The sequence below is a fragment of the Mycobacterium sp. E2327 genome, from assembly GCF_001672675.1.
In the GTDB taxonomy this organism is placed as follows: Bacteria; Actinomycetota; Actinomycetes; order Mycobacteriales; family Mycobacteriaceae; genus Mycobacterium.
This window is the reverse complement of sequence record NZ_LZKE01000122.1, coordinates 21,181-32,509: the sequence shown is the minus strand read 5'-3', so window position 1 is coordinate 32,509 and position 11,329 is coordinate 21,181. Positions and strand designations below refer to the sequence as shown.

Annotated in this window: 11 protein-coding genes; 8 read left to right on the top strand and 3 right to left on the bottom strand. The window is 69.3% G+C overall.

Features of this window, described 5'->3' with window-relative positions:
- The coding region (locus A5712_RS14625; RefSeq protein WP_197519390.1) for an enoyl-CoA hydratase/isomerase family protein at nucleotides 1-526 on the top strand (526 nt) is incomplete at its 5' end.
- Between the two features lie 2 nt (nucleotides 527-528).
- Here the strand turns inward: A5712_RS14625 and A5712_RS14620 are convergent.
- Nucleotides 529-960: a CD225/dispanin family protein gene (locus A5712_RS14620; protein ID WP_068106299.1), complete on the bottom strand. Its 432-nt coding sequence runs from the start codon at nucleotides 958-960 to the stop codon at nucleotides 529-531.
- Between the two features lie 77 nt (nucleotides 961-1,037).
- Nucleotides 1,038-2,204 (bottom strand): acyl-CoA dehydrogenase family protein, encoded by a 1,167-nt coding sequence (locus A5712_RS14615; protein ID WP_068106296.1) that lies wholly within the window; start codon nucleotides 2,202-2,204, stop codon nucleotides 1,038-1,040.
- Between the two features lie 90 nt (nucleotides 2,205-2,294).
- On the opposite strand from A5712_RS14615, the gene A5712_RS14610 reads away from it, so the two are divergent.
- Genes A5712_RS14610 through A5712_RS14590 form a run of 5 tightly spaced genes read left to right on the top strand, consistent with a single transcriptional unit; the run spans nucleotide 2,295 to nucleotide 7,738 of the window.
- Entirely contained in the window at nucleotides 2,295-3,209 is a 915-nt protein-coding gene (locus A5712_RS14610; RefSeq protein ID WP_231982127.1) for an acyl dehydratase, read from the top strand.
- A gap of 49 nt (nucleotides 3,210-3,258) precedes the next feature.
- Nucleotides 3,259-3,858, top strand: coding sequence for a TetR/AcrR family transcriptional regulator (locus tag A5712_RS14605; RefSeq protein ID WP_068106289.1), 600 nt, complete (start codon nucleotides 3,259-3,261; stop codon nucleotides 3,856-3,858).
- A complete protein-coding gene (locus A5712_RS14600) occupies nucleotides 3,855-5,228 on the top strand; it encodes a hypothetical protein (protein ID WP_156766570.1) in 1,374 nt (457 codons plus the stop codon). Before A5712_RS14605 ends, A5712_RS14600 begins: the two co-directional genes overlap by 4 nt.
- 12 nt (nucleotides 5,229-5,240) lie before the next feature.
- Nucleotides 5,241-6,440, top strand: coding sequence for a CoA transferase (locus A5712_RS14595; protein ID WP_068106285.1), 1,200 nt, complete (start codon nucleotides 5,241-5,243; stop codon nucleotides 6,438-6,440).
- A complete protein-coding gene (locus A5712_RS14590) occupies nucleotides 6,434-7,738 on the top strand; it encodes an amidohydrolase family protein (RefSeq protein ID WP_068106282.1) in 1,305 nt (434 codons plus the stop codon). Before A5712_RS14595 ends, A5712_RS14590 begins: the two co-directional genes overlap by 7 nt.
- A 7-nt stretch (nucleotides 7,739-7,745) precedes the next feature.
- Here the strand turns inward: A5712_RS14590 and A5712_RS14585 are convergent, their stop codons facing one another.
- Nucleotides 7,746-8,648 carry an alpha/beta hydrolase gene (locus A5712_RS14585; RefSeq protein ID WP_068106279.1) on the bottom strand — a complete coding sequence of 301 codons (903 nt, stop codon included), beginning with the start codon at nucleotides 8,646-8,648 and terminating at the stop codon, nucleotides 7,746-7,748.
- A gap of 205 nt (nucleotides 8,649-8,853) precedes the next feature.
- Between A5712_RS14585 and A5712_RS14580 the strand changes: the two genes are divergently transcribed.
- A complete protein-coding gene (locus tag A5712_RS14580) occupies nucleotides 8,854-10,968 on the top strand; it encodes a molybdopterin oxidoreductase family protein (RefSeq protein ID WP_068106277.1) in 2,115 nt (704 codons plus the stop codon).
- Nucleotides 10,965-11,318 (top strand): molybdopterin oxidoreductase, encoded by a 354-nt coding sequence (locus A5712_RS31355; protein WP_068106275.1) that lies wholly within the window; start codon nucleotides 10,965-10,967, stop codon nucleotides 11,316-11,318. The genes A5712_RS14580 and A5712_RS31355 overlap by 4 nt, the downstream gene beginning before the upstream one ends.
- Nucleotides 11,319-11,329 lie beyond the last annotated feature (11 nt).

The following is an 11,329-nucleotide window of genomic DNA, read 5'->3' as shown; positions in this document are numbered from 1 at the left end:
CTTCGACCGGCAGCGCCACTGTCAGCGCCTCGAGCAGCGCGGCACGCGCATCGGTCGAAAACGCATTGTGGCGCTGCTGGACACCTCGGTGACCGGGATCGTGTTGAGCGGCAACGGTCCATCGTTCGGCAGCGGCGGGGACCTCGCGGAATTCGGCACCTTCGCCGACCCGGCGAGCGCGCACCTGGCCCGTACCCGGCACAGCCCCGCGCTGGCGCTCGATGCCCTGACCGCCCGGCTGGGCCGGGCCTGCCACGCCCGGGTGCACGGTCGGGTGATGGGCAGCGGACTGGAGATGGCCGCGTTCTGCGGATGGGTTGAGGCGCGCGACGATTCGGTGTTCGGGCTACCCGAATTGAGCCTCGGGCTGATCCCGGGCGCCGGCGGAACCGTCAGCATCCCCCGGCGGATCGGGCGCTGGCGCACCGCCTACCTGGTGCTGTCCGGTCGGACGATCGGCGCCGACACCGCCCGGGAGTGGGGGCTGGTGGACGCGACTTACGTTGGCGCCCAAGGCCTCACGTAAGGTCAGAAGCCCGAATACGTGGTGGTGGTCGTGGACGGGAGGTTCGAGACGGCGACCGCGAAGACGAAGGCGTACAGGACGCCGATGATGACGTAGGCGGCCACGCCCGCGATGGCGCCGATGATGGCCCACTTCTTCGCGCTGTCGGCAGCGGATTGCGCCTCGGCGTAGCGGCCCTGGGTCCACAGCCCGGAGACCTTGGTGGAGTACACGATCGAGACGATCCCGAACGGCAGGCAGCACAGCACCGTGACCAGGATCGCCCAGACGAGGTAGTTGTCCGGCTCGCGCTGGGCCGGCCAACCCGGTTGCGGGGCGGGGTATCCCGGTTGCGGTGCCGGGTATCCCGGCGGCGGCGGCTGGCCCTGCCACGCCGGAGGCTGCTGGCCCTGCCACTCTGGGGAACCTTCGTAAGGCCCTGGGGGATAACTCATGGCAGCTGCCTCTCTTTGCTGGCGCCGAAGTCAGGCAAATATACAGCAAACCCGGGCATCAATCAGGGAGGTTCGCGTCAGATCCCGCCCCGGGCAACGAGCTGCGCCGCGATCACGTTGCGCTGAATCTCGTTGGTGCCCTCACCGACGATCATCAGCGGCGCGTCGCGGAAGTAGCGTTCGACGTCGTACTCGGTGGAGTAGCCGTAGCCGCCGTGGATGCGCACGGCGTTCAGCGCGATCTCCATCGCCGTCTCGGAAGCGAACAGCTTGGCCATCCCCGCCTCCATGTCGGCGCGTTCGCCGCTGTCGTACCGCTCGGCGGCGTAGCGGGTGAGCTGTCGCGCGGCCGTCAGCTTGGTCGCCATGTCGGCCAGGTAGTTACCGATCGACTGATGCTTCCAGATCGGGCGCCCGAAACTTTCCCGCTGCTGCGCGTAGGCCAGCGCATCCTCGAGCGCCGCCGTCGCCACACCCAGGGCGCGGGCGGCCACCTGGATGCGGCCCGTCTCGAGCCCCTTCATCATTTGCGCGAAGCCCTCGCCGACCCGGCCGCCCAGCACCGCCGACGCCGGTGCGCGGAATTCGGCGAACGACAATTCACACGACTCGACGCCCTTGTAGCCCAGCTTGGGCAGGTCCCGCGAGACCGTCATGCCCGGTCCGTGCTCGGCGAGCACGATCGAGATGCCCTTGTGGCGCGGCGTGGCGTTCGGGTCGGTCTTGCACAGCAACGCGATCAGCCCGGACCGGCGCGCGTTCGAAATCCACGTCTTGGAACCGTTGATGACCAGAGTGCCGGTGCCGTCCTGGACAGCGATCGTCGTCATGTTCTGCAGGTCCGAGCCGCCGCCCGGCTCGGTCAGCGCCATGGTGGCGCGCAGCTCGCCGGTGGCCATCGGCGGCAGGTAGGTGCGTTTCTGCTCCTCGGTGCCGAACAGCGTCAGCAGCTTGGCCACCACGGTGTGCCCGCCCATCGCGCCGGCCAGGCTCATCCAGCCCCGGGCCAGCTCCTCGGTGATGCGCACATAGCAGGGCGTCGACACCGGTGAGCCGCCGTATTCCTCGGGGATGGCCAGGCCGTAGATGCCGATCCGTTTCATCTGGTCGATCCACGCCTCGGGATAGGTGTTGGCGTGCTCGACCTCGCGGACGGCGGGTTTGACCTCGCGGTCGATGAACGCTCGCACGGTGGCGACCAGCATGTCTTCTTCATCGTTCAGCTCACTGCTCACGTGTGCCATATTGGGCCCGTGACTTATGCGCAGGTTCGGGAGGGCGGCCCCTACTTCGACGATCTCTCGGTCGGCCAGGTCTTCGACTGGGCGCCGGCGATGACGCTCTCGGCGGGGATGGCCGCCGCGCATCAGGCGATCGTGGGGGACCGGTTGCGCCTGGCCTGCGATGCGGTGCTGAGCACCGCCGTGACCGGCGTGCCGGGACCGCTGGCGCACCCGGCGCTGGTCTGCGACGTCGCGATCGGCCAGTCCACGCTGGCCACCCAGCGCGTCAAGGCCAACCTGTTCTATCGCGGGCTGGTGTTTCACCGGTTCCCCGTCGTCGGCGACACCATCTACACCCGCACCGAAGTGGTTGGGCTGCGCGCCAATTCACCGAAGCCTGGCCGGGCGCCGACCGGATTGGCGGCGCTGCGGATGATCACGATCGACCAGGCCGACCGGCTGGTCCTCGACTTCTACCGGTGCGGCATGCTCCCGGCCAGCCCGGGCTGGAATCCCGAGAACGCGCCCGCCGACGATCTGTCGGCCGTCGGCGCCGACGTGCCCGGCCCGGCCCACGACCCGACCGCGCACTGGGATGCCGACGTCTTCCGAAACAAGGTGCCGGGGCCGCATTTTGACCCCGGCCTGGCGGGTACGGTGCTGCGCAGCACCGGCGACGTGGTCAGCGGCGCGCCCGAGCTCGCCCGGCTCACCCTGAACATCGCTGCCACACACCACGATTCGCGGGTCGGCGGGCAGCGGCTGGTGTACGGCGGCCACACCATCGGGCTGGCCCTCGCGCAGGCCAGCAGGCTGCTGCCCAACCTGGCGACGGTCCTGGGCTGGCAGTCCTGCGATCACACCGGCCCGGTGCACGAGGGCGACACTCTGTACAGCGAACTGCACGTCGAGACCGCCCGTCCAACCGAGCGTGGCGGGGTCTTGGGGCTGCGATCGGTGGTCTACGCGGTGGGCGAGCCCGACCGGCCAGTGTTGGACTGGCGGTTCGACGCGCTGCATTTCTGAGTTCCAAATACCGTTGACATCTGAATACCAACGGTATTTAATCGCACTCATGGCCACCCGCCTTCGCCGCTTAGAGCAGGTCGAACAGAATCGAGGACGCGTCTTGGCGGCGGCGCAGCGGGTCTTCATCGAGCGTGGCTATGCAGGTGCCAGTCTGGAAGCCATCGCGGACGAAGCCGGCTTCTCTAAGGGCGTCGTCTACTCCCAATTCGGAAGCAAGCCCGACCTGTTCTTCGCTCTACTCGAGCAACGGGTCGAGCAACGTGCGGCGAATAATCGGCGCGCGGTGGCGGGCCTCGGCGGCCTCGAGGCATTCCGGGCGTTGCTACGCGCGGGCAACGTCGACGACGAATCCGAGCCGGGGTGGCAGTTCGTGTTGACGGAGTTCCGGGCGCATGCCGCCCGCAACCCAGGCCTCAACCATCGCTACTCGGAGGTGCATGCCCGCGCGGTCGATAACCTCGCGGCCGTGCTGGCGCAGGTGTATGGGGCCGCCGACCTGCGCCCGACCATTCCCACCCGGTCGTTGGCCGAATTGATCTTCGCGACTGCGACGGGACTCGCGCTGGAGCGCAGCGCGAATCCGTCCGCAATTCCAGAACATCAAATCACCGAGTTACTGCTGCCCGCTTTGGGATTCACGCGATGACGACCACCGTGTCCACGTGGGATGAGCTGCGCTGTAGTGTACAGGAGAGCATATTAGGCGGTGCCGCAGCGCATTTCGAGCGCCTAACGTGGAACGAGGACCAGATCCTGTCCGAGCAACGCCGCGGCTTGACCAGGCTGCTGGCCCATGCTGTCGAACACTCCGGTTTCCACGCTCGTCGGCTACGCGGCCTCAACCTCGACTCGGTCGATCCCCGTGATATGTCGGCGCTACCGACGATGACCAAGGCCGACATGATGGCCGACCTCGACGACGTCTTCACCGACCGCCGGCTGCGCCGCGCAGACGTGGAATCCGCGTTGAGCCGCACCCGCGCTGAGCCGGTCCCGCTGCGGGACGGATACGTTGCGCTGGCCTCCGGCGGTTGCTCGGGCGCGCGAGGCCTTTTCGTGCTCGACCGCGAGGCCCTCACCTCGTTCGCCTTTGCGGTGCTGCGGCCGCCAGCCCCCGGATCGGTGTCGCGCCCACCGCAGCGCGATGACATCGGGGCGATGGTGGCGGCGCCATCGGCGATTCACGCCACAGGATTGGCGACGGCGTTGTCGGCCGGCGAAAGTTTGTTCGGTCGCTTCTACCTCGTCCCCGCGACCCGCCCGCTGCCCGCAATCGTGGAGGAACTCAATGGGATTCGGCCTACGATTCTGGCCGGTTACGCCTCCATGCTCGCGCGGCTGGCCGTGGAAGCTCGCGTCGGCCGCTTGAAAATTCGCCCCAGCCAGGTCTCCTCGACCAGCGAGACGCTGCTTCCGGAGATGCGGTCCGCTATCAGATCGGCCTTCGACGCCCCCGTCTTCGACGGCTTCGGGTCCACCGAGGGTCTGTTCGGGAAGACGGGCCCAGACGACGACACCTTCGCATTCAACAGCGACATGTGCATCGTCGAACTCGTCGACGCCGAGAACCGGCCCGTCCCGACTGGCATCCCCGCGGCTAAGGTACTGGTCACAAACCTGTTCAACCTGACTCAACCGTTGGTCCGCTACGAGCTCAACGACACGTTCGTTCGCGTGGCCGATGCGCCGGGCCACGGCCATCTGCGCGCCCGCGTGCGGGGCCGCAACGACGAAATCTTTCATTACCCGAATGGGACTGCCGTCCACCCGATCGTGATTCGGTCGGTGGTGGTCGCAACCCCTCAGATCATCGACTACCAGGTCGCCCAAACGCCCCACGGAATCGACGTATCCGCGGTTGCGACAAGCGATTTTGCCGTCGACGCTTTCGCGTCGCGGCTGACGTGCGCGCTGACCGATGCTGGCCTCAGCGAACCGCATGTCACGGCGCGGGCCGTCGACCAACTCGACCGAAACGCCACCAGCGGTAAATTTCGGAGGTTTGTTCCCCTGTGACCCACGCGCACAATGGGGTGCGTGAGTTCACTATCGGCCAGCTGGGGCAGCAGCGGGCTGGCCAGCCTGACCGGTCTGCCCGACGGGCCGCCCGACTTCTCCCGCGCGAACGTGCTGGCCCGCGCCGAGGAGGTGGCCACGGGCATCCGTCGCCGAACGGGCGTGCCCATCGACCCGGCCGCGCTGCTGGCCGGGCGGGCCGCCCTGCTCGGGTTGACCCGCCGCGGCCGGGTGTCGGCGGGCGGTGCGACCCGGTTGCTGCCGACCGCCGACGGCTGGTGCGCGATCACGCTGTCGCGTCCGGACGACGTCGCCGCCGTCCCTGCGCTACTGGAGACGCAGGAACCGGTGGCCGATCCATGGCCGGCGCTGCAGCGCTGGGCCGCAACGCGTCCGGCGTCCGCGGTCGTCGAACGGGCGGGGCTGCTCGACATTCCCGCGGCCGCCCTGGGTGAGGCCGCCGCCGCGTCGCCGCGGGTGCTACACCTGGGCTTCCGATCGCATCCGACTGAGTTGGCGGGCCTGCTGGTGGTCGATCTGTCCTCGATGTGGGCGGGACCGCTGTGCGGGCAGCTGCTGGCGCGCGGCGGGGCCACCGTCGTCAAGGTCGAAAGCCCGCGCCGCCCGGACGGCACCCGCGGCGGTGACCGCGCCTTCTACGACTGGATGAACGGTGAAAAGCTTTCCTATTGTGTCGATTTCGATGAGCAGGCCGCCGAGTTACGCGAATTGCTCGACGTTGCCGACATCGTGATCGAGGGCTCGCGGCCCGCGGCGCTGGCGCGGCGGGGGCTCGGGCCGGACGACGTCGCCCCGCGAACGGGCCGAATCTGGTTGCGCATCAGCGGATATGACGATGCCCGGCCCGCGTTCGGCGACGACGCCGCGGTGGCCGGCGGCCTGGTGGGTAGCGCGGGCCCGGGTTCCCGAGGGCCGGTGTTCTGCGGCGACGCCATCGCCGACCCGCTGACCGGGTTGGAGGCGGCCCTCGCGGTGCTCGAATCGCTGGGCCGGGGCGGCGGGGAGTTGATCCACGTGTCGATGGCCGCGGTCGCCGCCACCCATGCGGCGTTACCGACCGAGGAGTCGGCCGCACCGTACCCGGCGCCGCCCCCGCGGGCACCGGCGGTGCGCGGCGCGGCGGCCGAGCTGGGCGCCGACAACGCCGCCGTGCGCCGCATGGTCTCCGAAAGGCGTTGCCCGTCATGCTGATTCGTCGCGCCACGCTGCTGGACGGCAGAACGGTCGACATTCGCGTCGGCGCGCAGATCGAGGAGGTCGGGGACGGCCTGGTCGCCGGCGAGGGGGAGGGCGTGCTGTATGCCGGCGGCGGAACCGTCCTGCCCGGGCTGCACGATCACCACGTGCACCTGCGCTCGGCCGCGTCGGCGCTGGATTCGTTCTTCGTCGGGCCGCCTGGCGTCAGCACCAAAGCACAGCTGAGTCAACTGCTTTCGAACGCGACACCGGGCCCGGACGGGTGGATTCGCGCCGTGGGCTATCACGAGTCCGTCGCTGGGGAGCTGGACCGCACGGCCCTCGACGCCGTCGTGCGAACCGTTCCGGTGCGCATCCAGCACCGTAGCGGGGCGCTGTGGATCCTGAACTCCGAGGCGCTGGGCCGGGTCGGCCTGCCCGACCACCCCGACGGCCGGCTGCGCAGCGCGGACCGCGGCTGGTCGGACGCTCTGCAGCAGCGCGAAACCGACCTGGCCGAACTCAGCCGGCGGATCACCGCGACCGGCGTCACCGGGGTCACCGACGCCACCCCCGATCTGGGCGCCGACGACATGGTAGCGCTGTTGGTGGCGCACCGCCGCGGCGAGTTCCGGCCGCGGCTCAGCTTTTTGGCGCCGGGCAAGAAGATCCTGCACGACGACCGCCTGGACCTGGACGCCCTGACGGCCTGGATTGCGGACCGGCACGGCGAGGGCCATCCGGTCGCCATCCACTGCGTCACGGCGGCCCAACTGGTGGTCACCATCGCGGCCCTGCGCGCGGCCGGTAGCCATCCGCAGGATCGCATCGAGCACGCCGCGGTGGTGCCGGACGACAACCTGGCCGACCTGGCCGACCTCGGCGTAACCGTTGTCACCCAGCCCAACTTCGTCGCCGAGCGCGGCGATCAGTACCTCGCCGACGTCCCCGCCGCCGAGCATCCCCAGTTGTGGCGGGTGGCGAACTTGCTCGACGCGGCCGTGCCGGTGGCGCTGTCCACCGACATGCCCTTCGGCCACGGGGACCCCTGGACGGCGATGCGGGCCGCGGTGTACCGCACCACACCCAGCGGCGCCGTCCTCAACGGAAACGAATGTGTCTCGGCGCTAACCGCTTTGACGATGTTCCTGGGCCGCCCCGACCGGCCGGGCCAGCCGCGGTCGATCGAAGCCGGTCAGCCGGGCGATCTTTGCGTGCTGACCGAGCCGCCCGCGACGGCGCTGGCCGAACTGGACGCCGGCATGGTCGCGGCCACCGTCATCGGCGGCGAGCTCGTCTTCTTCGCGATGTGACCCGCGCTCAGGCCGCCGGGGCCAGCGCGGCGCGCAAACTCTCGCACTGGCTGTCGAAAAACCGTTGCGACACTTCGGCTTTGCGTGCCACCACGTCGAACCCGTGGAACGCGCCGGGAACCACCTCGACCTGACAGGGCACCCCGGCGTCGATCAGCCGCCGGGCGTAGGCCAGGTCCTCGTCGTGGAACAGGTCGTGCGTGCCGACCCCTATCCACGCCGGCGGCAACCCGCTCAGGTCGTCGCGGCGGCCCGGCACGGCGATCCGCGGGTCGGCGTCGCCGAGGTAGGCGGTCCAGCCGAACCGGTTACTGCGCGTGCTCCACAGGCGGTGGTTCGGGCTCGAGTCGCCGGCCGAACTTCGGTCGTCCAGCATCGGGTACGCCAACACCTGGAACACCGGGCTCACCTCGCCGCGGTCCCGGGCCAGCAGCGCCAGCGCGGCCGCGAGGCCGCCGCCCGCACTGGCGCCGGCGATCGCGACCCGGTGGCGGTCCACGGCGGGCAGGCCGGCGAGCCAGGTGAGCGCCGAATAGCAGTCCTCCAGCGCCGCGGGATACGGATGTTCCGGCGCCAGGCGGTATTCCACCGACGCGACCGTCATGCCCAGCCTCTTGCTGAACCGGCGGCACACCCAGTCGTCCTGCTGGGCGTTGCCGATCACGTACCCGCCGCCGTGGATCCACAGCAACGCGGGAGAAGGTTCCGTCGCACCCGCGGGCCGGAACAGCCGGACCCCGGCCCCCGATCCGAGGGTGATTACCTCGACATCCGACGGGTCGGGTTTGCGCCGGCGCTCGCTCAGCCCGCCCAGGGCCCGGATGATCGGCAGGGTGCGGGGACCGATCAGATGCCGCGGGGCGAGGCGGGCGGTGCGGCGCAGGTCGGGGTGAACGTCGTCGTTCGGCACCGGCCCAGTATCACCGAAGCGAACGTGTCGGCACACCCGGGGGCCGTGAGCGCGCGGTAGTCGTCCGGACAATCCGGGGAAATACCTCCGAAACACACGCGACGTAACTTCGGGCTATAAGCGCCGATCGGGAGGCGACATGGGGGAGACATCCGGCCGAGCCGGCCAACTGCTTGCCGGCTCACCAGTCAAGCGGTGATCACCGATGGCGCCTGCGCCGACGAAAACTCATTGCCCGTACTGTTCGTTGCAGTGCGGGATCACGCTCGACCTGTCCGGGGGACCCTCAAAGCCGCCCGTGCTTGCGCCACAGCGCGACTTTCCCACTAATCGCGGCGGATTGTGCGCGAAAGGCTGGACCGCGGCCGAGCTGCTCGGTCACCCGGAACGGCTGACCCGACCGTTGATTCGCGACGGGCGGGATGCCCCGCTGCGCGAGGCGACCTGGAACGAGGCACTGGAACGGACCGTCGCGGCCTTCCAGAAGACACAACGGGATTACGGCCCTGACGCGGTCGGATGTTTCGGCGGCGGCGGCCTGACAAACGAAAAGGCCTACCAGCTCGGCAAGTTCGCGCGGGTCGCGCTGCGCACCTCGGCGATCGACTACAACGGCCGGTTCTGCATGTCCTCGGCGGCCGCGGCGTCGAACCGGTCGTTCGGTATCGACCGTGGGTTGCCCTTCCCGCTCGCCGATATCGCCGGTGCCGATGTCATCCTCCTCGTCGGCGGCAACCCCGCCGAAACGATGCCGCCGGCGATGCAATATTTCGATGCGGGCCGTGCCCGCGGCGCCAAGCACATCGTCGTCGACCCGCGCCGCACCGCCACCGCCGCTCGCGCCGACCTTCACCTGCAGCCCGTCCCCGGAACGGACCTGGCCCTGGCCAACGGAATGCTCAATGTCATTGCCCGCGAGGGGCTTATCGACCACGAATATGTCGCCGAACGGACCACCGGATTCGAGGCGGTGCGCCGCGCGGTGCGGCTGTACTGGCCCGATCGGGTGGAACGGATCACCGGCGTGCCCGAGAACGACATCGTGGCAGCGGCGCGGATGCTGGCCGGGGCCGATCGGGCGATGATCCTGACCGCGCGTGGGGCCGAGCAACACAGCTCGGGCACCGACACGGTACAGGCTTTCATCAATCTCGCCCTGGCGCTGGGACTGCCGGGCCGCCCGTACAGCGGATTCGCGACGATCACGGGCCAGGGCAATGGCCAAGGCGGCCGTGAACACGGGCAAAAATGTGACCAGTTGCCCGGCTACCGCCGGCTCGATGACGCCGTCGCGCGCGCCCACGTCGCGCGGGTATGGGGTGTCAACCCGGCCGACCTGCCGTCGTCCGGGCAGTCGGCCTACGAGATGCTCAGCGGCATCGGCGCTCCGGCCGGGGTGCGCGCGCTGTGGGTGCTGGCCTCCAACATCGTTGTCTCGGCACCGAACTCGCAGCACGTTGCCGAGAAACTGAGCAAGCTCGACTTCCTGGTGGTGTCCGACATCTTCCTGTCCGAGACCGCGGCGCTGGCGGATGTGGTGTTACCCACGACGCAGTGGGCCGAAGAGTCGGGGACGATGACCAACCTGGAGGGCCGGGTGATCTTGCGCCGCGCGGCTTTGACGCCGCCCGACGAGGCGCGCAGCGACCTCGACGTGATGGCCGATCTGGCGAAGCGCCTGGGGGTACACGGATTCTCGGCCGAGCCGCAGGAGGTCTTCGGGGAGCTGACTCGCGCGAGCCAGGGCGGAAAGGCCGACTACCGGGGGATCAGCTACGAACGGATCGCCTCCGACAACGGCGTGTTCTGGCCCTGCCCGTCGCCCCTGTACCCCGATACCCCGCGGCTGTTCGTCGAGGATTTCCCGACACAAGACCGCCGGGCCCGCTTTTATCCCGTCGAGCAACGCGGCGCCGCCGAGGCCCCGGATGACGAATTCCCGTACTACCTCACCACCGGCCGCGTGCTGAGTCAGTACCAATCCGGGGCCCAAACGCGCAGGGTCGCACAGCTTGCCGAGGCCGAGCCCGAGCCGGTGGTCGAGATGCACCCGACATTGGGCAGCCGGGTCGGCATCGGCAGCGGCGGCAAGGTGCGGCTGCGGACGCGCCGGGGCGAGGTCGTGATGACGGCGCGGCTAAACGACGGCATTCGCCCGGACACCGTGTTCGCGCCCTTCCACTGGGGCGGCGCGGCGGGCATCAACCGGCTTACCAACCCGGCGCTCGACCCGCAGTCGCGGATGCCCTCGTTCAAAGTCTGCGCGGTCTCGGTGTCCAACGCCGAAGTATTCGATACACCGGAAGGAGATGAGACATGAGTGATGGCAGCACCCCTCGATTCCTGCAGGGAGCGTTCACCTTTGACGGCAAGGGGTACGAGTCGCCGTCCCTCCTGGACGCGTCGCTGCGCTACGTCGTGCCGGCCGGGGCGATCACCCAGCCGGTCTACTTCCGCGGCGGCAACAGCACCGACGAGCTGGTCACCATCGTGCTGATGCGCGACGGCGCGCCGATGCGCTACTTCCCCATCGGGGCCAAGGATTCCGTGCACGTGCCGCTTCGGGTCGTCGAAGACCTGATCGTCGACACCGTCGTCGAGGTGTTCGTCGCGGCCCCCGACGGGCTGAGCGGCACCGTCTTCGTCGACATCGGCCTCGTCGAAATCTAGAGCGCGACAGG